This window comes from Mesorhizobium sp. 1B3, from assembly GCF_050958605.1.
Lineage (GTDB): Bacteria > Pseudomonadota > Alphaproteobacteria > Rhizobiales > Rhizobiaceae.
On the sequence record NZ_JBJHDO010000010.1, the window covers coordinates 109,286 to 135,777 of the forward strand.

Consider the following 26,492-nt stretch of genomic DNA (forward strand, 5'->3'; position numbering starts at 1 on the left):
GCCACGGACGGCATCCGCGTCTGGACAGGCTGGTAGCGTCCGTTCAGGCATTCCCGGCGACAGTCCGGGGAAGGCGCGGTTTTCCGATAGCGCACTCGAGTCGAGTCCGGTCCCAGCCGGCGCGGTCGGCCGCAGCTTCGTATGTCGACTGGAGGAACTCCATAAGCGTCTTCTCTGGAGACGTCGAGCTTCGTACTGCTTCATAGGGCAACAGGAACTCGCCCAGCTTCCGGTCGAAGCAGGCACCCTCCGGCGCGACGTCGGCCTCCGCGAAACCGGGGGGCGTCGGGTACGCATAGGAATAGAACATCGGCTCATCCACGCCGCCTCCACCAGGCCAGAAACCGGCCGACGAGACCTCATGGCTATAGGCTTCGCCGGTTATGCTGTCGGGCAGGCCGGGCACGCCGCCCGGATGAAGCGGCGCGGATCTCCCAGAGAACCGCGTGACGGCCAGGTCGAAGGAGCCCCAGAACAGATGCACGGGGGATACCTTGCCAAGGAAACCGGTCCGAAACGTGGAGAATACCTGCTCGATCCGCACCAGCGCGTCATGGAACCGCGAGACGGCGTCCTGGTCATAGGGGCGCGGTGCGGTGTCCTGCGCAAAGGGAATGGCTTCCGGCACCTCGTTCGGCCTCCCGTGGATGATGAAGCGCCCGCCGGCCCGCGTCACGATCGCCGCAGCCTCCGCGAGGAACTCCGCCGTGCTCATCGGGCGTAGAGACAGCGCCTCGCGATGCGTTTTGCTCTCGGCGGTCAGCGTGTGATCGGCGAAGTCGAACGAAAGCGTGATCGTCACCTGCCCGTCATGGATAGGTCCGGTGGTGAGGCCTCGCGGCGTTACATAGAGCGTGGCGTGCCACGAGTGATTGAGCCAGGGTGTATGTGCCAGCCGGTACTTGCCGACGATCTGGCACCAGAGGTGAAGTGCCGCGCATGTCTCGCTCCATTCGCCGTATGGTATGGCAGGCCAGTTTCCCGGAACGTCGGGGGCACCGTTCATCTTCGTTCCTCCCTGTGTGACAGAAATTGATCGCACAACCATATGCGCCGGCGGCGCGGCCGTGAACCGCTTCCGCCTCCGATCCACCGGCTGCCGCGCTCTCCGGCTTGCAGCCGATGGTCGTACCCGGTACTTCCCCTGCACGGCGAGACATGGCAGTTATTCGCTCCGTCGACATTGTTGTTCTTGTCGGGGGTGTGACAGGTGGGCGGTGCGCCGATCCGAATCCTGGCTTTGCTCGTGGGCCTGCTGGCGGTCATCGCCGGGGCGGCCGCGGCGCCTGCGCAGACGCAGCCTCCTTCGACGACGGTTTCCGAGGAACTTGCAATCGGCATCAAGGCCGCGCCACCCTTCGCCTTCAAACTCGAGGATGGCTCCTGGTCGGGGCTGAGCGTCGATCTCTGGAAACGCATCGCCGAGCGGCTTGGCCTCGGCTATCGTTTCGAGGAGGTGCCGAACGTGCAGGACCAGATCGCGGGTATCGCTTCCGGCAGGTTCGACGCGGCCACGGCGGCGATCAGCGTCACGGCCGACAGGGAGAAGGCGATCGACTTCACCCAGCCCTTTTACGCGGCCGGTCTTGGCATCGCGGTCCCGCTCAACCGGGAGCCCTCCTGGCGGCCCATCCTGCATGCGCTTACCTCGTTCGGTTTCCTGCAGGCGATCCTGGCGCTGATATGCATATCGCTCGTGGTCGGCATGCTGATCTGGCTGTTCGAACGCCGGCACAACGAAGATTTCGGGGGCGGGGCGGCCAAGGGCCTGTTCAACAGCCTTTGGTGGTCGACGATCGCAGCCACGCAGGCGAGTACCGGAGAGCTCAGTCCACGAACGGTGCCGGGCCGTGCGCTCGCCGTGCTCTGGATGGTGGGCTCGATCATCGCGATCGCGGTCTTCACCGCGGGCGTCACGTCCGTTCTAACCGTCAAGCAGATGGAAGGGCTCGTGCAATCCGAAAGCGATCTCGCTTCCGTTAAGGTCGGGGCTCTCGCGAACTCCTCTACCGACGCCTATCTCGCGGGAACGCATATTCGGCACAGCGGCTATCCATCCGTGCAAGCCGGTCTGGATGCGCTCCGCTCCGGGCAGATCGACGCCTTCGTCTACGACAGGCCGCTGCTCTCCTGGCTGATCGGGAAAGACTACAGCAGCTCTCTGCGCGTGCTCGACGTGAGCTTCGAGAGGCAGAACTACGCGATCGCCTTGCCCAAGGGCAGCCCGCTGCGCGAGCCGTTGGACCTGGCCTTGCTGCAGATCCTCGAGAGCGACTGGTGGGATCAGGCGACGTTTCAATATCTCAACGAGAAGTAAGGCCCAAGCGAGGCCCTATCGATGCATCGGCTCCGTCCAGAAGTCGGCGCCCGGCACGAAGTTGCGGATCATCGCAAAGACGATGAGCAGGGCGGGAATGGCGATGAAGCCGCCGAGCGGACCCCACAGCCAGATCCAGAAGGCAAGCGCAAGCAGTACGACGAAAGGGTTGAGCGTCATCGTGCGGCCGATGACGAGAGGGGTCACGAGCTGAGCTTCTACAGCATTGATCCCCATATAGAGGAGGGGCGGAAGCAGCGCGCCGCCGAGATGGTCGAATTCGGCGAGCCCGACGGCGAAGAGGATCGCCGTCATGACGGCTGGGCCGATATAGATGACGAAGCTGGTGAGGATGGCGAGTGCGCCCCAGAGCGGGGCGGACGAGACGCCGATGAGGTAGAGGCCGACGCCCACCGCCAGCCCCTCGACGATGTTGATCATGGTGATCGACAACAGATATTGCGAAACCAGCTTTTCGACGTCGCGGAATATATGGGCGACGCGCCAGCGCAGGCGGCGATCGAAGCAGAGCCCGAGAATGGCGACGCGCGTGCGGTGTCGCGTCGCCACGAAGAGATAGAGGCTGGCGAAGAACAGCAATATCTGAGCTGCGATGGCCGGCGCCAGCGCGGCCACGCTCGCCACCGGCGAACCGTCGTCGACCGAGACGGCGAGCCCCGGGCCGCCGGTGATCTTGCGAATCTCGTCGCGCGCGCCGCGGATCGCGTCGAGCGGCTGGCGCCAATCGGAGAGCTGGTGCTGGAGCTCAGCCCAAATCTGCGGAATTCGGCCGACCCAGAAGGACAACGGCGCTGCGAGCGCCAGGACAAAGAAGCAAAGCAGGCTCAGGAAGAGCACCACGACCAACGCCGCCGAAAGGGTGGCAGGCAGGCCGCGTCGTTCGAGCACGGACGCGAGAGGTCCCAGCATCAGTCCGATCACGATGGCGAGGCCGATCGGTGCCAATATGTATTCACCGGCATGCAGCACGAAGACCAGTGCAACGAGTCCCATGAAGATGAGCGAGACCTGGCCTCCTCTGGCGAGCATCAGCTCGAAATTCGATTTGGGGGGCAGGCGCACGATTGGCGCCCTTTTCGCGATACGATTTGACATTGCGAATTTCCGGCTGGACTCGCCGGTGAAAACGCACTCTCATGCAGCCCGGTTCCGCCAGAGCGCTGCGCGGCCTCTCGGATGCGCAAAGGTGTCACAGTTGAATCGATGCATCGCGCTTTCCGAAATCGCTGGTTGAAAGCACGATGCCTGGCTGGCTTGCCGCGCCGGCGGAACCTCGCCGGGGATGACGCGTTGATGGTCTCGCAAGAACAAGGAGTTGGACCATGCCGAGTGCTTCAGAAAAGGCCGCTAAATCGGAGAACGGATCGCGGGTTACGGCCCAGAACCTGGAGGCCGACATCGAGCAGTTGAAGGCCGACATCGCCAAGCTTGCCAAGCAGTTCCAGGTGACAGGGGAGCACTCCTACGGAACGGCACGCCGGGCGGCGGCGGAGGGCGTCGACCAATTGCGGACACAAGGCGAGGCAGCGATGGAGAAGATTCGGTCCAACGCCAACGACTTCGAGGCGCAGCTTGCGGCCTCGATCCGTGAAAAGCCGCTGACGGCCCTCGGCATCGCCGCGGGCGTCGGGTTTCTCCTTGCCCTGATGACGCGCCGCTGAATGCTGAGCTCGCTTGTCGCGGCCTTCATTTCGGGTGAGGCTGTCGGTGCGGCGCGCCGGGCGCGTCGTGCCGTGCTGATATATACCTTTGCTGCAATCACCATCCTGACCGGTCTGGGATTCCTGGTCGGTGCAGCCTACGCCGCCGCGGCCCGGCGTTTCGGGACGATCGAGGCGGCGAGCTCCTTCGGCATCGTCTTCATCGTGATCGGCTTCGTCGCGGTAGGAATCCACAGCCTCTCCGGTCGCACGCGCAAGCGCGAAGCGGCCGGGCGCCGCGGCGCGGATCTAGCGACGATCGCCAGCGTGGCTGCGGTGTCGCTGTTGCCGGCCTTGCTGCGCGCTCCGTCTCTTCTGAAGGGAAAAGCGGGGCTGGCCGGCATCATTGGACCGGCGCTGGCGATACTGGCCTACGGAATCTACCGGGAGAACGTGAAGCCGGAGGACGAAAAGCCGATCGACTAAACACTTGTAGCCCAGTGAAATCGCTCCGGCAGCTTGCGGTCCGCCTTGAGCGAGCTTCCGGTATTGGACGATGTCTACGACGTGCGCGCACGATCGGCATCCATATGGTTTCAGTGCAATATTTTTGCACTCATACAGCATTTATTTCCGTTTGCCTTGTAGCGTCAGGAGGCGCAGTTTCGACCTCAAAAAGCTCGGACCTCGACTATGCAAGACGAAGCGGAAACGGAAACTGCTCAATACGCGTCGCCGCCGTGCTTCATGCACGAGCTGGCGCCTGAATTCCGGTTGGAGCCCGCTCGCTCTGACGCTTGGAGCGATGTCTCGAGGTGGAGAAAGGCGGAGCGCAAGCGACTGATCGACGAGCGCCTGGCGTTGGCGCCCGATGATCGAGAGGCCCGTTCCGCCCGCATCGCCAGTTCGCTCGACCAGACGATCGGCAGGTTCAGCGGCCGCATCGTTGGCACCTACTGGCCTTTTCGCGGCGAGCCCGACTTGCGCAACTGGGGGATCAGGGTCATAGAGCGCGGTGGGCGCATCGCGCTGCCTGTCGTCATTCAGAAAGGGTGGCCGCTCGAATACCGGATCTGGACGCCGGGTGATCCCCTCGAGCGCGGTATCTGGAACATCCTTGTCCCACGCCGCGGCCCCGCCGTTCAGCCGGATATCGTGATCGCGCCCGTCGTAGGCTTCGACGAGGCGCGGTATCGCCTGGGTCATGGCGGGGGCTTCTTCGACCGCACGCTGGCGATCATGCCGCGCAAGCCGCTGGTCATCGGAATCGGCTACGCGCAGAGCAGAATAAGGACCATTTATCCCCAGCCCCACGACATTCCAATGGATGTGATCGTTACGGACTGAGCGAGCGGCCCGCCAGGGATCGGGGCTGTCGGTGCCCTTCGCACTCTTTTCTGTCGTTGGCCCCTGAGGAAGCGACCCAAAACATATTGCAATGGAACCCATGATCATCTTCAATGGGATTGTGGGGTTTTTTAGTTTGGGCTTGGGTTAATCAATGACAGAATCGAAGAATCGTTTTGTCGGCATCACTGCCGACATCGTTGCTGCTTATGTTTCGTCCAATGCCGTGCCTGCGAGTGGTCTCACCGGCCTTATCGCAGCCGTGCATTCTTCGCTGAGATCGCTTGCGGAAGGTGGCGCTCCTGCCGCCGCGCCGCTCAAGCCGGCGGTTCCTATCAAAGCTTCCGTCACGCCCGATTTCATCGTGTGCCTCGAAGACGGCAAGAAGCTGAAGTCGCTGCGGCGCCATCTCAGGATGCGCTATGGACTTTCGCCGGAGCAATACCGTGCCAAATGGGGTTTGCCTGCCACCTATCCGATGGTGGCGCCCAATTACGGAGCCTATCGTTCTCAGCTTGCCAAGTCGACGGGGCTGGGTCGGAAGCCTACGACCGCGGGCCGGAAGGTTCGGGAACTGGCCCAGCCTGCGCCTTCGAAGGCGGCGCAGCCGAAGAGACGCGCCGCGGCGGCAGGATAAAAGGGCCGGACCGCCTTGGGGCAAGCGGCCCGGCCAAAGGCACTGTCCTTCGGCTTGCCGAAAGGGGGCCAGTGCAAGCTGACGTCGCAGGGCCGAGGCCCTGCATTCATTCTCATCGGCTCGGACCCGAAAGCCTTGGCGCTTTCGGGTCCGACGCCTGTCGGAAACACCCCCCGATGGTTTCCGACTTCATTCGAGCAGCGGAGCTGCCGTCGAAGCAGCGCGGCCGCTCCACCCTTATTTTCGCATCGGCCGCAGGCTCGTAGCCACTGACATCTCCGACGCGTGGGCTAGTTCACCCGGCAGGTGAAGGCGATCAGCCGGACGAGTTGCGAGGCCCGGATGCAGCCCGTCTTGGCCATGATCGTTCTCAGCGTCCGTCGCGCGTGGAGGGGCAGCATGCCGCGGTGCTCGCCGCGGGCCGAAACGCCCCATCCGATCAGTTCAACCAATCTTGTCTCGGTCATGTCGAGCCCGAAGGCTTCGGCGAACGCGGTCACTCGCGTAGGATCGGGAGCCGTGCCCGTCACCGAAATCTCGGCGACGACGATCCGCCCCGCCGGCCGCCAGCGGCGCAGGCCGCGTACCATCACCTCGCGGAACAACCCGATGGGGTTGTAGAGGGCGATAGTGATGACGTCGCCATGCTCCTCGATGGGCAGCATCAGGATATCGCGCTCCGTGTCGCCGGCCAGGAATTTGCGCAGCACCGTGTAGAATTGCGCGTTGTGCCGCTCGCTTTCGAACACGAGATGCCCTGCATTCACGCGAACATAGGGCAGGGAACGGAACAGCCGCAACGCACGCCAATTGGCGTAAGCGAGCTCGCCTGTTTCGCAGTCGATCGCAAAGGACGGTGCTCGCCAGTCAGGACAGATAAGTGCAAGGATCTGGCTTGCGTTCTCGGGGGAGGCGTCGGAATCGTATGTGGCCACCGCTCGTTTAAGCTCGCTGATTTCGAAATGGCAGGTCTTGTCCGCGCTGTTGCCGGCCAGCCGAGCGTTCACATCATATGTCCCGGTCGAGAGCGGCATTTCTTCGTTTCCCATGCCGACTTGCGGCCCCAGATAGCGAAGCGGACAGGTGTGGCGGAGTACGGGCACCCTCCCGCGGGAGGGTGAATGCCGGCAGGCAAGATTGCGCGAAGGTTCCATTTCGCCCCTTACCTCCACCCCTCCCGTCAAGACGAAAGGGCTGCCGGCTGCCCCGCCCATACTTCCGACGGTCCCCCCTAAGCAGGCATTCGTGGGCTTTCCCGCGAATGCCTGCTTAGGTTCCTTTGTGTGTCGCAGGTTCTTATCGCAAAAACCGTGGAACACTTTTACGGAACCTGCTCAGGAAACCGTGGGGACAAGCAGCCATGTCGGGCGTTACAGCGCCGTTACAGAAATTGTTTGTCCAAATGGACAACATTGCGATTTGCGCTCATAAGGAAGCCTGCCCCAAGGGGAAGGGGTAAGCAGCGCATCGCGTCGGGACTTTCGTATGATGGGTATGGGAAACGACGAAAGCGGTCGCTGCGGCGGCCGCCTGCCAGAGATCCTATAGATGCAGGCCGGGGCCGAGCCGCGGCTGGAGCTGTTCGGAATCGCCACGGCGCGGGCCGGAGGCGCGACCATCTATTTCCCCCAGAAGGGTTTCCAACTCATCGCGCTGGTTCTGCTCTCGCAACGCCCGGCGCTCTCGCGTCAGGCCGCGGCCTCGCTCTTGTGGGAGAACACCAGCGACCAGGATGCGCTGCGCAACCTGCGTCAGCTTCTGCTCAGGATAAGGCGTTCCTGGCCGCTGCCGGAAGCACTGGTGGAATCCGATGGGACCCTGCTCGAAGCCGGGCCGGGGTGCAGCCGCTCCGATCTTGCCGACCTGCTGGAATGCCTCGAAGGCGGGCGCCCGGCGGATGTCATGAAGGCCGCCGAGATCGCGAGGCGACCGCTGCTCCACGACTGCGGCAGCGTCAGCGAGGAATTCGCCGCCTGGCTCAATGCCGAACGCCAGACGCTGCAGGACAGGCTGTTCTCCGCACTGTCGGCGCTGCTGCTTGAACAGACGCGCTTCGGCGTGGCCGACGCCGTCGCATTGCGTGCCATCGAGGACTGCTTGCTGGCGCTCGACCCCGCCCGGGAACAGAGCTACCGGGCGCTGCTGGAAGCCTATGGACGCGCGGGCCATTTCGACGAGGCGAGAAGGATCTACGGCCGGCTGACGCAGACGCTGGAGGCGGAATACGGCTCCAAGCCGTCGAACGAGACGGCCCTGGTCGCGCGACGCATCTTCGCCGCGGCCTCAACGGAAAAGGAAGGGCCTCCTCCGGCAATCGAGGACCATGGCTATCCACGGATCGCCTTCCTGCTGCCGACCTTGACGTCGGATCCGGGCGGCGACAGGTTGGTCGAGACCCTGATCCAGGAGATCGCCAACGATATTTCGCGCTTCCGCACGTTCCGTGTGGTGGCTCCGCACTCCAGTTTCCAGGTCCATGCCGGCCAAGACATCGATTTCGGCCGGATCAAGGCGCAATACGCCGTATCCAGCACGCAGATTCCCGGCGCGCCGCTGCTCTCGTGCCGTCTCTTCCACGTGGCGAGCCGGGAGATCCTCTGGGCGGCCGAGATACCGGTGGCGGGAGAAAAGCTGGCGCTCGCCTTTCGCATGATCTCCTATCAAACCGCATCGTCGATGGTTGCCGCGATCGAGCGGAGCCGGTTGAACGAGAAACGTCGGCAACAGGATCCGCATGGCTATCTACGCTACCTGGAGGGACAGGTGGCCCTCAAGAATTGCGATCTGCCCAAGCTCAGGCGCGCGCGCGCCGTGTTCCGGGACGCAGCGAACATGGATCCGCGCTTCTGCGCCATACGGGCGCGTATCGCCCAGACCTACTGCCTGGAATGGCTGATGCTGGGCGGCAACGACCCGGATCTCCTGCGACGGGCCAAGGCGGAAGCAGCCCAGGCGATCGAGCTCGATACGGGCGCCGTTTCCGGCCACTGGATCAACGGGGTCGTGTCGCTTTACCAGCGCGATTTCGACCAGTGCGAAGAGAGTTTCATGCTGGCCGAGGCGCTCAGCCCATATAATGCGGATTTCCTGCTCCAGCATGCGGACGCGCTGACCCTGATGGGCGAGATCGACGCCGGTTGGGAGCGCTTCGAGCAGGCGATCCTTCTCAATCCGTTGCCCCCGGATCATTACTGGTGGGCCGGCGCCAGCATATTGCTGAGCAGGCGGGATTATCAGGGGGCTATCGACATGTGCGGACGCATGGAAAACGACGAGCCGGTCATTCGGCTCCTCACTGCCTGTCATGCCCTGGCCGGAAATGTGGAGGCTGCCCGATCCTACGGGCGCCGCGTCAAGGAGACTTATCCCGACGCGACGGCCGCCAGCTTGGCCGACATCCCGCCCTATAAGCGCGTCGTCGACAGGGAGCAGCTCTATGCAGGCTTCAGGTTGGCCGGAATAAGTTAATTAGTTCATTTTTAATGGGGAAAGGAGAGGAAAAATGGCAGATGCAAGGATGTACGTCATCGGTGACCGGGAGGAGGGGCTCATTCTGGTCAAGACCAATCCGTTGAAGTTGGTCACCATACCGAAGGCGCAGATCGAAACCTACGCGAAGGCCAATGGCAAGAGCTATGACGAGGTACTCGGGCTTCTGGCCGCCCGCACCCGCAAGGCGGTCAATCTCGGACAGTCCAACCCACCGCCTCTCCCGGACGACGACGCCTTCTTCGAATCGATCGGCTTCACAGTGCGGAACGGCGGTTCCGTCACCGAGGCCGAGTTCTGCTTCATCGCCGAGATCGACAATGCTCTCTACAGCTCGATCAGAGTGAGGATCGATCCGATCAAGACTGCCCTTCACAAGTTGAACACGGCTCAGCCGCCGGTCGAGGAAGTCGGGCTCGATCCTACGTCCACGACATCCGCACCTTGACGCAAGCAGCAGACCGGCAGGTTCCAGCCGACGCCACCGTTCGATCTCTCGGCATCACCCGCCTCGGCGATCTCACGGGACTGGACGTGATCGGCCTTCCTGTTTGGATGGCGACGCGGCCGAACTCGCGTTCGCTCTGCGTAAGCCTCGGCAAAGGACTCACGCACGAGGGCGCGCGCCTCGGAGCCGTCATGGAGGCGGCGGAAACGGCCATTGCCGAGGCGGCCGAGGCCGTCATCTCGTCCTATGGTTCCTATGCTGGATTGGCGGATCGCACCGGCGATTGCTTGCCCTTGGGGAGCATATTTGCGTGTCGATACGAGGCTTTCGATCCTGAACGCGAGCGCGGCTGGATCGAGGGGCGCTCCTGGGCAACGGGTAAGGCGGTCCTGGCGCCCTATGAACTTGTCGGGCTCGATATGCGTTCCGATGCGCCTTGGGACAGGAACGCCTTCCGGATCTCTTCCATCGGCCTCGCGGCGGCATTCGATCTCGAGACGGCGCGGCTCAACGCCTTGCTCGAGGTGATCGAGAACGACGCCGTCGCGCCCTTCGAGGAGTTCGGACTGTGCCGGGGTATCTATGCGCCGGCCTCGGCGGACCGGGAGGGAGACGACGCCCTGGGGCGCGCGTTGCGTCTGCTGGTGAAGGCTGGCGTCGATCCGGTCTTCCTCGATCTCACGCCGGACCATGGCGTGCCGGTGGCCGGCTGCTTCGTTCCGCGTCCCGCGAGCGCTGAGGAGGGGCCGGGTCTTGCCTATTCCGCCGGTTTCGCCTGCCGGCCGGACCCGGACCAGGCGCTGCTCGCCGCGCTTCTCGAAGCCGTTCAGTCGAGGCTCGGGCATATCGCCGGATCGCGCGACGACATAGAAGGCATCGATTACCGCCCGGTCTCAAAGCCGCCAGTCCGTGGCCCGGCGCACGATCTGGCCGCCTTCCGCAAGCGGCCGTCCGCGCCATCCGGCCCGGACAGCGCCGCCACGTTCCGGGTGCTGGCCGCAGTTCTGGCGCGAGCCGGCATATTGGACGTCTATGTGTTCGACCTGCCCCCCGCCGGTGAAATCCGTGTCGCCAAGGTGATCGCGCCCGGCCTGCGTTTCGCCGCACCCGACGGTGCAACGACGGCGACACCCGGTATGGCTGAGGCCGTTCTGCGGCGACTGCTGGAGGAGACGTGAAGCCAGTCGTGTTCGGCGGCCCGAGCCTTTTCGGGCTGCCCCCTGAATTGCTGATCGCCTTCGACCTGCGCGGCCCCGCGCGAGCCGGCGATCTTCTCCGGGCTGCGAGCGATGGCGCGCGCAACATCGCCTTGATCGACGGCCTTTTCGACCAGACGGCGTCCGTCTGGCACAAGGAGATTCTGTGGGCCCTAGCGCGTGGCGTGACGGTCGCGGGCGCCGCCAGCATGGGGGCGCTCAGGGCCTGCGAATGCGAGGCTTTCGGAATGATCGGGGTTGGCCGTGTCTTCGAGGACTACCGGGCGGGGCGCCGAGTCGCCGACGCCGATGTGGCACTTCTCCACGCGCCAGGCGAGCTCGGCTACCGACCGCTTACGGTCGCGCTGGTCGACGTCTCGGCGACGCTGGAACGGCTCTCCGGCGACGGTCTGGTGGAGAATGCGGAGGCGGCGCAGATTGGCGACTGCGCCGCCGCCCTGCATTTCAGCCGGCGTAGCTGGCGTTCGATCCTGGCCGGCACGGAGATCAAGGCCGACAGGAAGTCGGCCTTGTCGGCGCTGATCGCCGGCAAAGCCGTGTCGCAGAAGATGGCGGACGCGCGCCATCTCTTGGAGCTGATGAATGAGGGGCGGTTGCCCCGGGCGTCAGCGGTCCGGCCCTGGCGGCTCGCCGAAACGCCGTTCCTCGACCGGCTGCGCGCATCCGTCGGAGCCTGAGCGGATGCGCGGCTTCCTGCCCGATTGCGGCGGCGCGATCACTCGGCTTGCCGTCTCGGTGGTTCCCCAATGCTTCGCCGATCATGCCGCGGGCCGTGCCCTCCGTCACGCGCTGGAACGATTCATCCCGACACTGCCGGCCGAGCTGAGCCTGACGATGCTTGCCCGGGGGACGAGCTGCCGGGCGCTGGAGCGTTGGCTCGACGGTATCGTTGTCCGCTGCCGGATCGAGCATGTCGACGCCGACTTTCCGGGCGGCGACGACACTATGGCTCTGTGGACGCAGGATAGTTTCCTCGTCATGGATGCCGGCCAAACCTACCTTCAGCCGGCTTCGGAAAATGCCACGCCCCATGCGCGGTGGCTGAGCGCCGGGTTGGACAAAACAGTTCGCGCCAAGAGCTTTGCGCTCGCAGGCGGCAACATGCTGGTGGGACCCGCCTTCAAGCTGATCGGTTGTGAAAGCTTCCCCGACCAGCCGGCTCGGCGCGCGGCGATGATGGCCGCGCTTCTGCAACTCGACGACAGGCCGGTGTTCGAAGTCGGCTATCGCCTCGGCCAGGGCATGCCCTCGGACCCAGCGGCGTGGCACTACCGCATGCGCCAGTATGGCGGCCACATCGACCGTTCTGTCGCCGTGACGGGCCTGACGCGGGAGGGCAACCCGCTTCTCGTCGTCGCCAACGGCGTGCCCGGCCCCGGGGCGGACCCCGCCGGTTTCGGGCCAATCGGCGATCGCCTCGACCGCACGGCGCATGCGCTCTGGGCCCACGGCTTTGCCGTGCTCCGCAACGATGTTCCCTTCGTGCCGGTGCTCGGCGGACCGCAATTGCGGCCGCGTCTCTACAATAACGTGCTCGTCGAAAACGACGTGCGTCCCGGACGCACGAGGCCGCTGGTCTGGGTGCCGCAATTCGCCGAGGACGAACCGATCCTTGAAGAGTTCGACCGGTCCAACATGGCGCTGTGGGAAGGGCTCGGTTTCGAAGCTGTGGGCGCGTTCGGCTGGTCTGGGCTCGCCGCGCAGATGGGGGCGCTACGCTGCGCGACCAAGGTCCTGGCGCGCGGATCACCCGGCGCGACAGGCAAGGGGCTTCCGCAACCCCTTTCCTGATCAGGCGCCCTCGTCGGCGGGCACCAGGACGCGCAGCGATTTCGGGTGTATCTGGACGACCGTCTCGCGGCTCAGCGGCATCAGCTCGCCGTCGATGACGCATTTCGACTTCCGCGGCAGCGATAGCACCTCGACCGTCACTTCGCGGGCCTCGTGGATCTCCACCTGATCGTTGCTGCGCCACCGCCCGCGCAGCATGTTGAAGAAAAACTTGACGAGATGCAGCGGTTGTCGAGCCACGGTGATGTAGATGCCGAGCACGCCGCCTGCCGGATCGGCGGCGTAGGGCAGGCGATAGCCTTCACCGAACAGGTTGTTGGTGATGCCGAGGCCGGTCGTTTTGGTCAGGATCTCGGTCCCGTCCATCCGCAACGAGACGCGCATCGAGGGCGGGCGCATGATCGTGTGATAGGCGGCAGTGACCGAAGCTCGGATCTTGCCGAGCCGTGAGCCGAATTCCATCCGGTCGCGCAAGCCTACCATCTTGGCGTGCATGCCCAGCGAGAACTGGTGGACGAAAGGCCGTCCATTGGCGCTGGCCATATCGACCTCGCGGATCCTGCCGGTGGCAAAAGCCTGGACCGCGGCATCGAGTCCAAGCGGAATGCCAAGGCTCCGGGCGAACAGGTTCATCGTGCCGGCGGGCAGGATGGCGAGCGCTTTGTCACCGTTCTGGAGGATCGCGGCGGCGGCCGAGACCGAACCGTCGCCTCCGCCGATCATGACGACATCCGCCTTCTTCTCGGCGGCCGCCCTCGTCAGAGCAGTTTCGAGGCCGGAGCCCTCGACAACGTCGATGTGCAGCGTATGGCCAGCTTTTTCCAACACGTCCTGCATGCCGGCGCCGAAGGCGTCGAGATCAGTGGTGCGGAGCGTCCCGCCATCCCGATTTAGCACGGCAATGAAATGCATTGAGTCCCTGGCGACGCTTGTGCGGAAGCCTTGGCAACAGAACGTTGGCGTGCGTGCGGGAGTTCCTTGCGGCTTCCGCGATTCCGAGGCGGATGTCGAAGGCGAAGTTACGTCTTTCCCGCGACCAGAGGGGGAACCAGACACGCATATACGACGTTTGAAACATGTGATGCCGCGCCCGTTCTCCCTTGCGACAGTTCGAGCGGACGCGGCAGTGCAAGAGAACTCGCACAAGGAGAACGTATATGATCCGCAAACTCTTGGCCACAACCGCCGTCGCGACGCTCCTTGCGACGGGTGCCTATGCTCAGGACGCCACGCAACCCGCTCCCGCGCAGTCGCCAGCCGTCGATCCGGCGACGCCGGCAGCGCCGATGACGAAAGCCGATGGTAATCTGGCCACCAACCTGATCGGTGAAACCGTCTATAACGGCACCGGTGACGATGCCCAGAATATCGGCGACGTAAACGACCTCGTGATCGGCACGGACGGCAAGGTCGCGTCGATCGTGATCGGTGTGGGCGGTTTTCTCGGCATTGGAGAGAAGAACGTGGCCCTCGACTTTTCCGGTATCGACTGGGCGGAAAAGGAGGGCGATCGCTGGATCGTGGTGAACGCGACCAAGGAACAGCTGGAATCGATGCCGGCCTTCGACCGCAACGCATTCGGCCCGGCGAACACTGCTTCCGACACGACGGCTCCGGCCACCGACTCGACTGCCATGGCGCCTGCGACGCCACCGGCGGGAGACGACACGGCAACCACACCAACTCAGGACAGGGCAGCGCAGGCTCCGTCTGGCACCGGCACGGCGGCCGGCACCGATACCACCACCACCGGTGCAATCGACAGGTCGCAGCTCAAGGAAATGCCCGCTGGTGATATCAGGGCAGAAGAGTTGGTCGGAACGACGGTCTATGGCGCCGACGAATCCAATGTCGGCGAGATCGGCGATGTCGTTATGACCCAGGACGGCAAGATCGATGCAGTGATCATGGATGTCGGCGGGTTCCTTGGCGTCGGAGAGAAGGAAGTTGCCGTGGGCATGGACAATCTGGCGTTCATGACCGACGATAGCGGCAACAAATATCTCTACACCAACTTCACCAAGGACCAGCTCAATGCCGCACCGGCATACGACAAGAGCACCTGGGCGGAGAAACGCGACGAACAACGCCTGGTCATCACACGCTAGAACCGTCTCGGCAGACCAGGTGAAGCAGGGCCCGCGCGTCAGCGCGGGCCTTCGTTTAGATCAGGTCCGGCTCACCGTTCACTAATTCAGCACAGTTCATTCTGATTCTGGGCGCTTTCATTTACGATGCGACGGCCGACATATTGTTCAGCAAGTGAAGCCGGATTTGCCGGCGGAAGGAGAGCACCATGCTTGAACAGATCAAGGGCCTGCATCATGTCACATCGATGGCCAGGGATGCGCGGCAGAACAACGCGTTCTTCACCGGGAAGCTCGGTCTGCGCCGGGTGAAGAAGACGGTGAATTTCGATGCGCCCGATGTTTATCATCTCTATTACGCGGACGAGGTCGGTACGCCGGGGTCGGTGATGACTTACTTTCCCTTCCCGAATATCGGCAAAGGGCGCCCGGGCACCGGCGAGGTCGGCACGACCGTGTTCTCGATTCCGGAAGGCTCGCTCGCCTATTGGGAAAATCACCTCGCCGAACAGGGCGTGACCGGGCTGAAACGTGAAGAGCGTTTCGGGGAGAAACGGCTCGACTTCGATGGGCCGGACGGCGACAGCTTCGCCTTCGTCGAGGAGAGCGACGACACCCGCGTTCCCTGGGCGAAGGGCGGCGTAGCGGCCGACGAGGCGATCCGAGGCTTCCATTCCGTTTCGATGCGCTTGCGCGATGCGGGCGCCACCGCAGAGCTTCTCAAATTCATGAATTACGAGGAGATCGACAAACAGGGCGACATCAGGCGTTTTCGGGTCAAGAACGGCAACGGCGCGGATATCGTCGATGTCGAGACCTTGCCGGGCATGGCCTTGGCCGATCTGGGCGCGGGCTCGGTCCACCACGTCGCCTTCGCCGTCGAGAATCGCGAAAAGCAGCTCGAAGTGCGCAAGGCGCTTTTGGAGACCGGCTACCAGGTGACGCCGGTGATCGACAGGGACTATTTCTGGGCGATCTATTTTCGTACGCCGGGCGGCGTGCTCTTCGAGGTCGCTACGAACGAACCCGGCTTCGACAGGGACGAGGACACCGCGCATCTCGGCGAGGCGCTCAAGCTGCCGACACAGCATGCGCATCTGAGGCCTTATCTCGAGAAGCATCTGCAGCCCCTCGAGAACTGAGGACAAGACGATGTCGAACGAAGCTTACGTACATGCCGTGCTGCCCGGTTCGCCGGGCGGCCCGCTGCTCTTCCTCTTTCATGGCACTGGCGGCGACGAGCATCAGCTCGTCCCCCTCGCGCGGGATCTTCTGCCTGGCGCCACCATCATCTCGCCGCGCGGCGACGTTTCGGAGATGGGAGCGGCCCGCTTCTTCCGGCGTACGGGCGAGGGCGTCTACGACATGGACGACCTCGCCCGGGCGACGCGGAAGATGGCGGCGTTCCTGCGGGACCGGATCGAGGCGGAGAAGCCCTCGGCCGTGCTTGGTCTCGGCTATTCCAACGGCGCCAATATCCTGGCTTCCGTGCTCTTCGCCGAGCCAGCGCTGTTCGACGCGACCGTGCTCATGCATCCGCTGATCCCGTTCGAACCGAACGTGCGGGGCAGCCTTGCGGACAAGGCTGTGCTGGTGACAGCCGGCCGCCACGATCCGATCTGCCCTCCCAATATGACGGCGCGGCTCGAATCCTATTTGCGTGCCGAAGGTGCCGATGTCACAGTGGAGTGGCATGACGGCGGCCATGAAATCAGGCCCAGTGAAATCGATGCGGCGCGGCGCTTTCTCGACCGCTCCGCGAACAAGTCGAAGGTAGACGAATGACCGAGCCGGACATCCAGGTCGAGGACAGAGGGGCGAAGGGTCGCTATTTCGTGGCCGGGCCCGACGGCGCCGTTGCCGAGATGACCTTCACCAAAGCGGGCGAGCACCAGCTCATCATCGACCACACGGAAGTGCCGGATGCCTTTCGCGGTCAGGGTATCGGCCTTCGGCTGGTGACGCGCGCTGTCGAGGATGCGCGTGCCGCCGGCAAGAAGATCATTCCGCTCTGCCCCTTCGCGAACGCACAGTTCCACCGACACCCGGAATGGGCCGACGTGCTGAAGAAGTGATCGCCATGGAATTCCAGTTCGAAGAGACCGCCAAGGGCGGCCGCTACTTCATGGTGATGCCGAACGGCGATGAAGCGCGGCTGACCTTTGTCAAGGCCGGGCCCGGCCACATCATCGCCGATCATACCTTCGTGCCCGTGCCTTACCGCGGCGACGGTATCGCCGAGGCACTGGTCGAAAGGTTGGTGGCTGACGCGCGGGCCTCTGGGAACAAAATCACCCCGACCTGCTGGTTCGTCGCCGACGAGTTCAAGCGCAATCATCCGGCATGGGACGATGTGCTGACGAGGTAGCGCGAAGACACCTCATCCGACTTCGCGATGACCCCTCATCCGACCTCGCTTCGCGAGGCCGCCTTCTCCCACAAGGGGAGAAGAGGAGCTTTGCATAAGCGTTCCCGCCAATCGCAAACACAGGCGACTGGCATCGGCATTGCAGCCAGCCTTCCTTCTCCCCTTGTGGGAGAAGGTGGCCCGAAGGGCCGGATGAGGGGTCCTGGCGAGGCTGAGAGTGCGCCCACCCCCTCACTTCCCCCCAAACATCCCCTTGTATCTCTCTCGCAGCACGTTCTTCTGCACCTTGCCCATGGTGTTGCGCGGCAGTTCGTCGACGATGACGATACGGCGCGGCTGCTTGAAGCGAGCGAGGCGGTCGTGGATGCCGGCAAGCAGGGTCTCCGCATCGAGGTCAGCACCTTTCCTAGGCGTGACGACGCCCACCACGGCTTCGCCCAGGTCCGGGTGCGGCACGCCGATCACCGCCGATTCCAGCACGCCCGGCTCTCCATCGAGCAGCATCTCCACTTCCTTCGGATAGATATTGTAGCCGCCGGCGATGATGAGGTCCTTGGCGCGGCCGACGATCGTGACATAACCATCGGCGTCGACCTGGCCGAGATCGCCGGTGATGAAGAAGCCGTCCGGCCGGAATTCGGCGGCCGTCTTTTCCGGCATGTTCCAGTAGCCCTTGAAGACGTTGCGCCCCCTGACCTCGATCACGCCGATAGCGCCCGGTGTGACTTGTTCCCCGGTCTCGGGATCACAGACGCGCAGCTCCACACCGGGCAAGGGAAAGCCGACCGTTCCGGCACGGCGCTCGCCGTCGTACGGATTGGTGGTGTTCATGTTGGTCTCGGTCATACCGTAGCGTTCGAGAATGCGGTGGCCGGTGCGCCCTTCGAATTCGACGTGGGTCTCTGCGAGCAACGGCGCACTGCCGGAGACGAAGAGCCTGATGTGCGAAACCAACTCGCGCGTCAGGCGCTCGTCGGCGAGCAGGCGCGTGTAGAAGGTCGGCACCCCCATCATGGTCGTGGCCCGCGGCAATGCGGCCACGAGGTCGTCAATGTCGAGCGCGGGCAGGAAGATCATGGCGCCGCCGGCGAGCAGCGTCACGTTGCCGGCAACGAAGAGCCCGTGCGTATGGAAGATGGGCAAAGCATGGAGCAGCACGTCTTCCCTGGTGAAGCGCCAGGCTTCGACCAGGGCCTGGGCATTGGACAGGAGATTGTCTTGCGTGAGCATGGCGCCTTTGGAGCGGCCGGTGGTGCCGGACGTATAGAGGAAGGCAGCGAGATCGTCGGCTCCGCGTTCGACCGTGGGGAAATCGTCGGGCAGGTCGCGCGCGGCTTCCGCGAAGCTGCCCGAACCGTCGCCGTTCAGCGTGAGCAGCTTCGCTCCCGCCATCGCCGCGACCGGCGCGAGCGTCGCCTCCGAGCTGCCGTCGGCGATCAGCAGCGTGGCGCCGGAATCCGTGACGAAATAATCCACCTCGGCCGGTGTGTAGGCCGTGTTGAGCGGCAGGAAGACCGCGCCGGCCTGGACGCAGGCAGCATAGACGGCCAGCGCCTCCGGCGATTTCTTCGCCTGGAGAGCGACCCGGTCGCCGATGCCGACCCCGTTCGCTCGCAGCGCATGCGCAAAACGCGCCACCGTGGCAAGGAATTCGGCATGGCTGATCTCCCTGCCGTCCCTGAGGATCAGAAAAGTGCCGGCGCTTCCCGCATGCGGGCGGAACAGGGCGTCGTAAAGCGTGTTCGACATGGATAGGCGGTCTCCGGAGTCTGACAGCTCTTTCCACCATCCCGCCGCGACGTCGGCAAGCCTTCGTTTGCGCAAACCACCCGTCTTGCCTAAAACAGGCGAGGCAATCCAACCAGTCGACATCGAGCCCCATGACCGAGCTGATTCCCGTTTTCGACGGCCACAACGACGTGTTGCTTCGGCTTTATCAGTCCGGCGGAGTAAATTTCGAGAAACGATTTATCGAGGGCTGGCCGGGCGGTCACCTCGACCTGCCGCGGGCAAGGCAAGGCGGCTTTGCCGGCGGCATGTTCGCGATCTTTCCACCGCCGGTCGAAAAACCGGGCGCCGACCAGGATGCGCCGCCTTCGCTCGCCCGCGAGGCCGCACTGTCCTCCACGCTTGCCATGGCCTCGATCCTGCTGCGGCTGGAAAGATCGTCGGAAGGCGCTCTGGCGGTTTGCCGCAGTGCTGGAGAAATCCGCGCGGCGATGGAACGTGGCGCGCTGGCAGCCGTCTTCCATGTCGAAGGCGTTGAAGCGATCGATACGGATCTTGCGCTGCTCGACGTGCTCCATGCAGCGGGTCTGCGCTCCCTCGGCATCGTCTGGAGCCGGCCCAACGCCTTCGGTCACGGCGTGCCGTTCCGCTTTCCCTCGACGCCCGATATAGGCCCGGGCCTGACCGATGCCGGCAAGGCTTTGGTCCGTGCCTGCAATCGCCTCGGCATATTGGTCGACCTGTCGCATCTCAACGAAGCCGGTTTTCGCGATGTGGCGGCCATCACCGAAGCGCCGCTGGTCGCAACGCACTCCAACATTCATGCCATCTGCGAGCACTCCCGCAATCTGACAGCCTGGCAACTCGGCGCGATCCGCGAGAGCGGCGGCATGGTCGGTCTCAACTTCGCCGCCGGTTTCCTCCGGCCGGACGGGCGCATGAACGCCGATACCGGTCTCGATGTCATGGTGCGCCATCTCGATGCCATGCTTGAGGCGCTGGGCGAGGACGGCGTCGGCTTGGGTTCCGATTTCGACGGTGCAGTCATTCCTTCCGTCATCGGTGATGTGACCGGCCTGCCCCGGCTGCTCGGGGCGCTCGCCGATCGCGGCTATGGGCGCGAACTGATCGAGAAGATAGCCTGGCGCAACTGGCTGCGCGTGCTCGAGCTGACGATCGGCTGAGGAATGCGGCGGGACGCGATCGTCGTCGGCGCCGGATTTACCGGCCTTGCCGCTGCGCATGAACTGGTGACTGCCGGAATGAACATCTGCGTTCTGGAGGCACGGGACCGCGTCGGCGGCAGGGTAGAGGCATGCATCCTCGGGGACGGGCAGCGGATCGATACGGGCGGCCAATTCCTGTGCGAGGACATGCCTGAAGTCCTGGCGTTGGCCCGGCGCTTCGGCAAGACGCTGATCGAAACCCCGCTCGATGGTGAATTCGTCGTGCAACCGCCAACCACGGAAGCCGACGCCGAGAAAGTCTACGCCGCCTCGGTGGCGATCCGCGAGCGGATGCTTGCGATAGACCCGGCCGATCCGCACATTGCCGGCCTGACGGTCGCCGCCTGGCTCGATCGCCAGGACGACACCGCCGCGGCCAAGTCCGCTTTCCGTTCCGTGGTCGAGGGGCTGTGGTGCCAGGATGCCGACCGTATCCCGCTCTGGCACCTGATCGATAACGACCGCCGCGTCACCAACGAGATCACGGAACTCCAGTATTTCCTCGGCGAGACCATGCATTCGCTTGCTGGGGATATCGCGGCGGAGTTGGGGGAACGGGTCAGGCTCGGCTGCGCCGTCGAGCGAATAATGTATCGCCCGGAGCTTGTCAGCCTGAGGACGAGCGTCGGCCTTTTCGAGGCCCGGCAAGTCATCGTTGCGGTTCCGCCGGTAACCGCTTCTCGTATCGCCTATGATCCACCTTTGCCGGAACGGCTTGCGGCCAGTCTCGCGGTCTGGGAAAGCGGCGCGGTCATCAAGTGCTTTGTCCGCTATGACAGGCCCTTCTGGCGGAAACGGGGCTTGAGCGGGATGGTGATGTGGCGCGACCATCACGGGCTCTTCGCCTGCGAGACAAGCCGGGATGCCGGCCATGCCATGCTCGTTGTCTTCATGGGCGGACCACGTGCAGCCTATTGGGGCGAACTCGAGGAGGCAGGGTTCCGAGCCGAATTGCTGTCGCGGCTCGCGGCGGCACTCGGCCCGGAAGCGGCCATGCCGCTCGAGATTCTGCGCCGGGACTGGACGAAAGATCGCTGGAGCGGTGGCGGTTATGGCGACATGATCATGGACATGCAGGCGCACGATGCCGAAGCCGTACTGCGCGCCGGCCACCCGCCACTCCACTTCGCCTCGTCGGAGACGGCGCTCTCCTTCCCCGGCTATGTCGAAGGCGCGATCGTCGCGGGAAGGGAGGCAGCACGCCGGGTAGTAGAGTTGCTTTCGTCCACCGCGTCGTAGAGCATCACGCCATGCATGTCGGCAGCACGAAAGCTCGCAAAGCGAAGCCCCCTGTCCTCGAAGGCGCGGAACTCGCAGCCAAGGTGCTCGACTTCTGGCACAAGGTGGAGTTCTTCATCCCCTTCGACTTGCAAGGCCAGGTGCTCGACGATGCCGGCCCGGATCGGCCGGTCATCGAATTGACTCGCGCCGATCTTGCCGAGCTGGGTTCGGCGCCGCTGATCGACGCGCGCCCGATCAAGCTGGAGGCGGGGAAAGCTGTCCTCGGCTGCGACCTGTTCCTGAATTGCTTCGACAAGGCCGAAGTTGCGGCCTTGTCGCGCGATCTGGCGGGCGAATTACGCGCGGACAGCATCGCCGCGATCGACCAGCAGGAGCGCGGCGATACCGAAGGCCGCACCTGCTTCGCCAGGCTGTCGATGGATGCCGAAGGGCGCGTGGCCTTCGACGAGATTTCGGTTTCGACGGTGCCGTGGGCGATCGGACGCGTTCGCTCGTCCGGGCTTGCCGCGCTCGGTGTGGATGCCTTCACGGAAGCCAAGGCGCTGCTCCAGCAGGATCTGCGCGCCTACCGACAGCAGGAAACCGGACCAGCAAGCGAAGAGGCTGACCGAGGAGAGCCGATCTCCTGCGCGCGCGTGCTCGCGCTGCTCTCCCTTCTCGAAAAATGGGCCGGATATGTGCCGCGCGAGGCCGGCCTTGCCACGATTGTCCTGCGGTTGCGGATCGGCGCCGAGCGGAGAGACCGCCAGCGCCAAACCGGGGAATTGGTGCAGCCGGCGCCGCCGATGGAGGACGAGGCTGAAACCGAGGAGGAAGAGGAGGACCCGGATGCGGATGCTGACGATGTCCGCATCGACATATTGAACAGCTTCTATCTGACCGATCTCGAGCAGGCGTCGGCGTCGCTTGTGCAGGAGACGGCCGGGTGGGCGTTGCGCGCATACCTTGCTCCTGGACATGACATCGAAAGGATCGATGTGTTTTCCGCTGGAGGTCGAGTGCATCTGCGCGATCGTCTTCAGCCAGCCAATCTGCCACCCGGGCGCTGGCCGTCCGAACCGGATCAGGCCATGAGCCTGATGCAGCAATTCGCAATCAATACGGCTGTCGCCGAACTGGCCGAGCATGGGATCCTCGGCATCAACGGCCCTCCCGGTACGGGCAAGACGACGATGCTGCGCGACATGATCGCCCAGAACGTCGTGGCGCGCGCGGAGGTGCTGGCCGGCTTCTCGCGCGTGCGCGACGCCTTCGCCGGAGACACCAGGCAGGTCGGCTTCGAGGGCTCGTCCGAGAGCCGCGCCGTCCGTTCCCTGGTGCCGGCGCTGACCGGTTTCGAGATGGTCGTCGCTTCAAGCAACAATACCGCCGTCAACAACATCTCCCAGGACCTGCCCAAGTCGGGTGCGCTGGGCGGCAGCTTCCGCAAGACCGAAGCGGGAGAGCGGCCGGTCGCCTATCTCCAGGAGGTGGCCCACAAGATCGCGGCGCAGACGGCCAAGGGCCCCTATAGGGTACTTGACGCCGACCAGGAACCCTGGGGGCTGATCTCGGCCACACTCGGCAAGAGCGCCAACCGCAACGCTTTCGCGGAGCGTTTCAGCTTTTCGCCGCGCTTCGACGAAAAGCCGCCGACGAATTACGATCCGTCGCGCCACCACACAATCTGGGACTGGCGCAAGGCCTATGTAGGACCGAGCTTCGCGGAAGCGAGGAAGTCGTTCCTGGAACTGTCCGACAAGGTGCGAGGAACGATAAAGGGGATCGGCCGCGCCGCCGAGCTGCTGCGTTCCGCGCCGCTGGCCGAACTGGAGCGGGAGATCGGTGGCCTGGAAGGCAAACTGGTTGAAGCGGAACGAGAGGCCGACACGATCGAGACGCGCAGGGCGGCGGCGGTTGCGGCAAGGCAGGTTGTGGCAGATCGCATAGCCATAGCCCGCGAAGCCAACGCCCTCTTGAAGCAGGCTGCGCCGCCCTGGTGGGAACGGCTGGTCAGGCCGGCTGGCGCTCGCGAGCATGGCCGAAGGCTGGCGGAGGCGGCGGACGAGCTGCGCGCCTGCGCCCGCGAGAAGGCTGCCTGCGAGCGGACGCTGAAGAAGTTGACGGAGCAGGGCCGGGGTGTCGAGACGCGCCAAGAGGAGGCCCGTAAAGCGCTCGCCAAGAAGACGGCCGAGCGCGACGAGGTCGAGAAGAAGCTCGCGGATCTCCGAAGGCTGTATCCCGCCGCCGAACCCGACAGTCTCGACGAGCTCGAAGACGCGCGCTGGCAGACTTCCGGGCTATGGCACAGCCCGGACCTCAATCGCCTCCGCTCCGAGCTGTTCGCCGCGGCTTTGAACCTTCACGAGGCCTGGCTTGCCGAGGCCATGAAGAGGGCAGGTTACGCTTCGACAGTGCTCGCCGTCCGCGACCTCGTTCGGGGCAGGCAGCCGACGGATCCGGACGCCGTTCTCGGCCTCTGGCAGAACTTCTTCATGATCGTGCCCGTGGTTTCCAGCACCTTCGCTTCCTTCTCCCGCCAGTTCCGGGGCTTGCCGGCGGAAAGCCTGGGCTGGCTGTTCATCGATGAGGCCGGGCAGGCGGTGCCGCAGGCCGCCGTGGGAGCCCTGTGGCGCGCGAAGCGTGCCGTCGTTGTCGGCGATCCCTTGCAGATCGAGCCCGTCTTCACCGTGCCGGCAGCGCTCATCGAGGCGCTCGCCACGGCGACCACCGACGGCGACCTTTCCGCCTATATGCCGCACCGCGCGTCGGCACAGAACCTGGCCGATGCGGCGACCGCGGCCGGCACCGACGTGGAGATCGACGAATCTGGCACCCGCCAATGGATAGGCAGCCCGCTGCGCGTTCATCGTCGCTGCAACGACCCGATGTTCAGCATCGCCAACGACATTGCCTATGCCGGCACGATGGTCTACGACCCCGGTAAGTCGCGCCTGCCGCCCGAAGGCACGCTCGATCTCGGACCGTCCTCATGGGTCGATGTCGGCGGGCGGGTCGCAGGCCGACAGGTCGTGCCGCGACAGGTCGATCTGGTGGTCGAAGCGCTGGTTCGGCTAGCGGCCGCGCAGGGCTCCATGCCGCCTCTCTACGTCATTACGCCCTTCCGGCGCATCCGCGCCGCCCTGGTGGAGGCCATCGCCGCCGACAGCCGGCTCATAGGAGGCATTGGCCGGGCCGCACTTCGCGCCTGGTGCGGCACTCATATCGGGACGGTGCATACTTTTCAGGGCAAGGAGGACAGCATCGTCTGGATGGTGCTCGGCTGCGACGGCACGCGCAAGGGCGCCGTCGCCTGGGCGTCGTCGCGCCCCAATCTGCTCAACGTCGCGCTGACACGCGCGAAGCATCGTTTCTTCATGATCGGCGATGCCGAGCTGTGGGGGAGCCGCCGTCACTTCGACCGGGCAGGGCCGCGGGAACTGCCGAGGATCTCGGGAGAAGAGTTTCTGGCGAGGATGGATCGATAGCGGACTACCCTCATCCGACCTCGCTTCGCGAGCACCTCGACGCGCCAATCTCAACGCAGATTGAAGACCACCGGGACGGAGATCGGCATGGATGCCTTGGCGATCGCCGGGGGAGGCGCCGGCACCGGTGAGGCGCGCCGCAGCATGTCGAGGGCGGCCTTGTCGAATTCCGGGTTGCCCGATGAGCGGGTCACGCGGGAGGAGGTGACGCGACCGCTGGGATCTATCGTGAAGGCGACCTGAACGGTGCCTTCCTCGCCCTTTCTCTTCGGGCCGCTTGGGTAGCGCTTGTGGCGATTGAGCCAGGCGGAGACCCGTGCCTGCCAGCGAGCGGGACTCACGCGCGGCGAAGCAACGCCTTCGGTCCGCTGCGGTGCCGCCGCTTTGGGCGCCGGCTTGGCCTGCACGCTCGCCGCCGCGACAGGCTTGGTCGTGGGCTTCTTCTCCTTCCTGTGTTCCTTGGCTTTCTCGACCGGCTTTTTCTGCGGCTCGGGCTTTTCCTCGACAATGGGCCGGGGTTGCGGCAGCGGCACGGCCACTTCCGGAGTCTCCACCTCCACCACGTCGGGTACGACCTCTTCCAACGGCTCCTGCTCCATGAGAGGCTCGGCCTTGGCCACCTCCTCGGGCTGGATCTCCTCCACGATCGGTTCGGCTTGTTCCTTGACCGGTTCAGGTTCAGCCTCGGTCACTTTTTCCGGCTCGGCCTCGGCTATCTCCTCGACATTGTCCACCGGTTCTGCCTGCTCCGGCTGGACGTTGTCCGGAACGGTGGCTTCCATCTCGGTCGCCGGCGCAACCGGCAGGGGCGCAAGCTCAATCATAAGGGCAGGCGGCGGGCCCCCGCTCGTGTCGAGCGGGCGCATCGCCTGGAACGCATACGCGACCGCCAGATGCATGGCCAGCACGGCGACCCCTGCCGCGCTCCAAAGAGCGGCTTCGCGCCCGCTGATGCGCGAGAGCGACAGGCTGGGAGCCGCGGCGGCGACGCTCATGGCGCCGTTCCCGCCTGCGGCGCGGCCGGGTCGGTCGGTATATCGGTGGGAGCGGCCGTTTCGAGCCCGACCAGGGCGATCTTCAGGTAGCCGGCGCCGCGCAGGAGGTTCATCACCTCCATCAGTTCGCCATAGTCCACCGCCTTATCGGCACGCAGGAAGATACGGGTGTCCTTGTTGCCGCCGGTCTTGCCGTCGAGGATGGCGGCAAAGGAGGCCCGTTCCACCGTGTCGTTGCCCAGCGCCAAAGTGAGGTCGTCCTTCAGCGTGAGGAAGACGGGCTGCTCGGGTCGCGGCGCCGGCGTGGCGGTCGAGCCCGGCAGGTCGACATTGACGTCCACCGTGGCAAGCGGTGCCGCGACCATGAAGATGATCAGCAGCACAAGCATGACGTCGATGAAAGGCGTGACATTGATCTCGTGGTTTTCTTCGAGATCGTCGCCGAGATTCTCGCGGACCTTGCCGGCCATCT

At 64.5% G+C, this 26,492-nt stretch carries 25 protein-coding genes; 18 read left to right on the forward strand and 7 right to left on the reverse strand.

The window, feature by feature from the left end:
- Nucleotides 1-43 precede the first annotated feature (43 nt).
- The gene (locus ACCO56_RS24095; protein ID WP_433643423.1) at nt 44-1,006 is read right to left on the reverse strand and encodes a DUF5996 family protein; all 963 of its coding nucleotides are present in this window, start codon (nt 1,004-1,006) and stop codon (nt 44-46) included.
- 204 nt (nt 1,007-1,210) lie between these two features.
- On the opposite strand from ACCO56_RS24095, the gene ACCO56_RS24100 reads away from it, so the two are divergent.
- Complete coding sequence (locus ACCO56_RS24100; RefSeq protein WP_433643424.1) at nt 1,211-2,317, forward strand: transporter substrate-binding domain-containing protein; 1,107 nt, start codon at nt 1,211-1,213, stop codon at nt 2,315-2,317.
- Between the two features lie 15 nt (nt 2,318-2,332).
- Here the strand turns inward: ACCO56_RS24100 and ACCO56_RS24105 are convergent, their stop codons facing one another.
- A complete protein-coding gene (locus ACCO56_RS24105) occupies nt 2,333-3,433 on the reverse strand; it encodes an AI-2E family transporter (RefSeq protein ID WP_433643425.1) in 1,101 nt (366 codons plus the stop codon).
- Between the two features lie 227 nt (nt 3,434-3,660).
- On the opposite strand from ACCO56_RS24105, the gene ACCO56_RS24110 reads away from it, so the two are divergent.
- The 4 genes from ACCO56_RS24110 (at nt 3,661) to ACCO56_RS24125 (ending at nt 5,962) form a co-directional block, all read left to right on the forward strand.
- Nucleotides 3,661-3,999, forward strand: coding sequence for a DUF883 family protein (locus tag ACCO56_RS24110; protein ID WP_433643426.1), 339 nt, complete (start codon nt 3,661-3,663; stop codon nt 3,997-3,999).
- Nucleotides 4,000-4,464, forward strand: coding sequence for a hypothetical protein (locus ACCO56_RS24115; protein WP_433643427.1), 465 nt, complete (start codon nt 4,000-4,002; stop codon nt 4,462-4,464). It abuts the gene before it with no gap.
- Between the two features lie 207 nt (nt 4,465-4,671).
- Nucleotides 4,672-5,325: a 5-formyltetrahydrofolate cyclo-ligase gene (locus ACCO56_RS24120; protein WP_433643428.1), complete on the forward strand. Its 654-nt coding sequence runs from the start codon at nt 4,672-4,674 to the stop codon at nt 5,323-5,325.
- Nucleotides 5,326-5,479: 154 nt separating this feature from the next.
- The gene (locus ACCO56_RS24125; protein ID WP_433643429.1) at nt 5,480-5,962 is read left to right on the forward strand and encodes a MucR family transcriptional regulator; all 483 of its coding nucleotides are present in this window, start codon (nt 5,480-5,482) and stop codon (nt 5,960-5,962) included.
- 290 nt (nt 5,963-6,252) lie between these two features.
- Here ACCO56_RS24125 and ACCO56_RS24130 read toward each other — a convergent pair whose 3' ends face one another.
- Nucleotides 6,253-6,996, reverse strand: coding sequence for a hypothetical protein (locus ACCO56_RS24130; protein ID WP_433643430.1), 744 nt, complete (start codon nt 6,994-6,996; stop codon nt 6,253-6,255).
- A 514-nt stretch (nt 6,997-7,510) separates the two neighbouring features.
- Between ACCO56_RS24130 and ACCO56_RS24135 the strand changes: the two genes are divergently transcribed.
- Genes ACCO56_RS24135 through ACCO56_RS24155 form a run of 5 tightly spaced genes read left to right on the forward strand, consistent with a single transcriptional unit; the run spans nt 7,511 to nt 12,907 of the window.
- Nucleotides 7,511-9,430 carry a BTAD domain-containing putative transcriptional regulator gene (locus ACCO56_RS24135; RefSeq protein ID WP_433643431.1) on the forward strand — a complete coding sequence of 640 codons (1,920 nt, stop codon included), beginning with the start codon at nt 7,511-7,513 and terminating at the stop codon, nt 9,428-9,430.
- Between the two features lie 34 nt (nt 9,431-9,464).
- A complete protein-coding gene (locus ACCO56_RS24140; protein ID WP_433643432.1) occupies nt 9,465-9,899 on the forward strand; it encodes a hypothetical protein in 435 nt (144 codons plus the stop codon).
- Nucleotides 9,896-11,077 (forward strand): YcaO-like family protein, encoded by a 1,182-nt coding sequence (locus ACCO56_RS24145; protein ID WP_433643433.1) that lies wholly within the window; start codon nt 9,896-9,898, stop codon nt 11,075-11,077. The genes ACCO56_RS24140 and ACCO56_RS24145 overlap by 4 nt, the downstream gene beginning before the upstream one ends.
- The gene (locus tag ACCO56_RS24150) at nt 11,074-11,793 is read left to right on the forward strand and encodes a TfuA-like protein (protein WP_433643434.1); all 720 of its coding nucleotides are present in this window, start codon (nt 11,074-11,076) and stop codon (nt 11,791-11,793) included. Before ACCO56_RS24145 ends, ACCO56_RS24150 begins: the two co-directional genes overlap by 4 nt.
- Before the next feature lie 4 nt (nt 11,794-11,797).
- Nucleotides 11,798-12,907 carry a hypothetical protein gene (locus tag ACCO56_RS24155; protein WP_433643435.1) on the forward strand — a complete coding sequence of 370 codons (1,110 nt, stop codon included), beginning with the start codon at nt 11,798-11,800 and terminating at the stop codon, nt 12,905-12,907.
- Here ACCO56_RS24155 and ACCO56_RS24160 read toward each other — a convergent pair whose 3' ends face one another.
- The gene (locus ACCO56_RS24160; RefSeq protein ID WP_433643436.1) at nt 12,908-13,819 is read right to left on the reverse strand and encodes a diacylglycerol/lipid kinase family protein; all 912 of its coding nucleotides are present in this window, start codon (nt 13,817-13,819) and stop codon (nt 12,908-12,910) included. It lies immediately after the preceding gene.
- A gap of 245 nt (nt 13,820-14,064) precedes the next feature.
- On the opposite strand from ACCO56_RS24160, the gene ACCO56_RS24165 reads away from it, so the two are divergent.
- The 5 genes from ACCO56_RS24165 to ACCO56_RS24185 all read left to right on the forward strand — a co-directional run bounded on the left by ACCO56_RS24165 (nt 14,065) and on the right by ACCO56_RS24185 (nt 17,362).
- Nucleotides 14,065-15,015: a PRC-barrel domain-containing protein gene (locus ACCO56_RS24165; protein ID WP_433643437.1), complete on the forward strand. Its 951-nt coding sequence runs from the start codon at nt 14,065-14,067 to the stop codon at nt 15,013-15,015.
- Nucleotides 15,016-15,203: 188 nt separating this feature from the next.
- Complete coding sequence (locus tag ACCO56_RS24170; protein WP_433643438.1) at nt 15,204-16,136, forward strand: VOC family protein; 933 nt, start codon at nt 15,204-15,206, stop codon at nt 16,134-16,136.
- A gap of 10 nt (nt 16,137-16,146) precedes the next feature.
- Nucleotides 16,147-16,779: an alpha/beta hydrolase gene (locus ACCO56_RS24175; protein ID WP_433643439.1), complete on the forward strand. Its 633-nt coding sequence runs from the start codon at nt 16,147-16,149 to the stop codon at nt 16,777-16,779.
- Entirely contained in the window at nt 16,776-17,069 is a 294-nt protein-coding gene (locus ACCO56_RS24180; protein ID WP_433643440.1) for a GNAT family N-acetyltransferase, read from the forward strand. The genes ACCO56_RS24175 and ACCO56_RS24180 overlap by 4 nt, the downstream gene beginning before the upstream one ends.
- Nucleotides 17,045-17,362, forward strand: coding sequence for a GNAT family N-acetyltransferase (locus ACCO56_RS24185; protein ID WP_433643441.1), 318 nt, complete (start codon nt 17,045-17,047; stop codon nt 17,360-17,362). Before ACCO56_RS24180 ends, ACCO56_RS24185 begins: the two co-directional genes overlap by 25 nt.
- A 231-nt stretch (nt 17,363-17,593) precedes the next feature.
- On the opposite strand, the gene ACCO56_RS24190 is transcribed toward ACCO56_RS24185, so the two are convergent.
- The gene (locus tag ACCO56_RS24190; RefSeq protein WP_433643442.1) at nt 17,594-19,111 is read right to left on the reverse strand and encodes a malonate--CoA ligase; all 1,518 of its coding nucleotides are present in this window, start codon (nt 19,109-19,111) and stop codon (nt 17,594-17,596) included.
- A gap of 131 nt (nt 19,112-19,242) precedes the next feature.
- Here ACCO56_RS24190 and ACCO56_RS24195 point away from each other — a divergent pair, with 131 nt between their 5' ends.
- From ACCO56_RS24195 to ACCO56_RS24205, 3 genes are read left to right on the forward strand one after another with little or no spacing between them, the layout of a single operon-like run.
- Entirely contained in the window at nt 19,243-20,274 is a 1,032-nt protein-coding gene (locus ACCO56_RS24195) for a dipeptidase (RefSeq protein ID WP_433643443.1), read from the forward strand.
- Nucleotides 20,275-20,277: 3 nt separating this feature from the next.
- On the forward strand, nt 20,278-21,555 hold the full coding sequence (locus ACCO56_RS24200) for a flavin monoamine oxidase family protein (protein WP_433643444.1): 1,278 nt from the start codon (nt 20,278-20,280) through the stop codon (nt 21,553-21,555).
- An 11-nt stretch (nt 21,556-21,566) separates the two neighbouring features.
- Complete coding sequence (locus tag ACCO56_RS24205; RefSeq protein ID WP_433643445.1) at nt 21,567-25,025, forward strand: DEAD/DEAH box helicase; 3,459 nt, start codon at nt 21,567-21,569, stop codon at nt 25,023-25,025.
- 50 nt (nt 25,026-25,075) lie between these two features.
- On the opposite strand, the gene ACCO56_RS24210 is transcribed toward ACCO56_RS24205, so the two are convergent.
- Both ACCO56_RS24210 and exbD read right to left on the reverse strand, forming a co-directional pair.
- Nucleotides 25,076-26,020 carry a TonB family protein gene (locus tag ACCO56_RS24210; protein ID WP_433643446.1) on the reverse strand — a complete coding sequence of 315 codons (945 nt, stop codon included), beginning with the start codon at nt 26,018-26,020 and terminating at the stop codon, nt 25,076-25,078.
- The gene (exbD, locus tag ACCO56_RS24215; RefSeq protein ID WP_433643447.1) at nt 26,017-26,490 is read right to left on the reverse strand and encodes a TonB system transport protein ExbD; all 474 of its coding nucleotides are present in this window, start codon (nt 26,488-26,490) and stop codon (nt 26,017-26,019) included. Before exbD ends, ACCO56_RS24210 begins: the two co-directional genes overlap by 4 nt.
- Nucleotides 26,491-26,492: the final 2 nt, after the last annotated feature.

Excerpts from the sequence above, each read along its gene's own strand:
- ACCO56_RS24095 (WP_433643423.1), bottom strand. The coding sequence starts at position 1,006 with ATGAACGGTGCCCCCGACGTTCCGGGAAACTGGCCTGCCATACCATAC.
- ACCO56_RS24105 (WP_433643425.1), bottom strand. The coding sequence starts at position 3,433 with ATGTCAAATCGTATCGCGAAAAGGGCGCCAATCGTGCGCCTGCCCCCC.
- ACCO56_RS24110 (WP_433643426.1), top strand. The coding sequence starts at position 3,661 with ATGCCGAGTGCTTCAGAAAAGGCCGCTAAATCGGAGAACGGATCGCGG.
- ACCO56_RS24115 (WP_433643427.1), top strand. The coding sequence starts at position 4,000 with ATGCTGAGCTCGCTTGTCGCGGCCTTCATTTCGGGTGAGGCTGTCGGT.
- ACCO56_RS24120 (WP_433643428.1), top strand. The coding sequence starts at position 4,672 with ATGCAAGACGAAGCGGAAACGGAAACTGCTCAATACGCGTCGCCGCCG.
- ACCO56_RS24125 (WP_433643429.1), top strand. The coding sequence starts at position 5,480 with ATGACAGAATCGAAGAATCGTTTTGTCGGCATCACTGCCGACATCGTT.
- ACCO56_RS24130 (WP_433643430.1), bottom strand. The coding sequence starts at position 6,996 with ATGCCGCTCTCGACCGGGACATATGATGTGAACGCTCGGCTGGCCGGC.
- ACCO56_RS24135 (WP_433643431.1), top strand. The coding sequence starts at position 7,511 with ATGCAGGCCGGGGCCGAGCCGCGGCTGGAGCTGTTCGGAATCGCCACG.
- ACCO56_RS24140 (WP_433643432.1), top strand. The coding sequence starts at position 9,465 with ATGGCAGATGCAAGGATGTACGTCATCGGTGACCGGGAGGAGGGGCTC.
- ACCO56_RS24155 (WP_433643435.1), top strand. The coding sequence starts at position 11,798 with ATGCGCGGCTTCCTGCCCGATTGCGGCGGCGCGATCACTCGGCTTGCC.
- ACCO56_RS24160 (WP_433643436.1), bottom strand. The coding sequence starts at position 13,819 with ATGCATTTCATTGCCGTGCTAAATCGGGATGGCGGGACGCTCCGCACC.
- ACCO56_RS24165 (WP_433643437.1), top strand. The coding sequence starts at position 14,065 with ATGATCCGCAAACTCTTGGCCACAACCGCCGTCGCGACGCTCCTTGCG.
- ACCO56_RS24170 (WP_433643438.1), top strand. The coding sequence starts at position 15,204 with ATGCTTGAACAGATCAAGGGCCTGCATCATGTCACATCGATGGCCAGG.
- ACCO56_RS24175 (WP_433643439.1), top strand. The coding sequence starts at position 16,147 with ATGTCGAACGAAGCTTACGTACATGCCGTGCTGCCCGGTTCGCCGGGC.
- ACCO56_RS24180 (WP_433643440.1), top strand. The coding sequence starts at position 16,776 with ATGACCGAGCCGGACATCCAGGTCGAGGACAGAGGGGCGAAGGGTCGC.
- ACCO56_RS24185 (WP_433643441.1), top strand. The coding sequence starts at position 17,045 with ATGGGCCGACGTGCTGAAGAAGTGATCGCCATGGAATTCCAGTTCGAA.
- ACCO56_RS24190 (WP_433643442.1), bottom strand. The coding sequence starts at position 19,111 with ATGTCGAACACGCTTTACGACGCCCTGTTCCGCCCGCATGCGGGAAGC.
- ACCO56_RS24195 (WP_433643443.1), top strand. The coding sequence starts at position 19,243 with ATGACCGAGCTGATTCCCGTTTTCGACGGCCACAACGACGTGTTGCTT.
- ACCO56_RS24200 (WP_433643444.1), top strand. The coding sequence starts at position 20,278 with ATGCGGCGGGACGCGATCGTCGTCGGCGCCGGATTTACCGGCCTTGCC.
- ACCO56_RS24205 (WP_433643445.1), top strand. The coding sequence starts at position 21,567 with ATGCATGTCGGCAGCACGAAAGCTCGCAAAGCGAAGCCCCCTGTCCTC.
- ACCO56_RS24210 (WP_433643446.1), bottom strand. The coding sequence starts at position 26,020 with ATGAGCGTCGCCGCCGCGGCTCCCAGCCTGTCGCTCTCGCGCATCAGC.
- exbD (WP_433643447.1), bottom strand. The coding sequence starts at position 26,490 with ATGGCCGGCAAGGTCCGCGAGAATCTCGGCGACGATCTCGAAGAAAAC.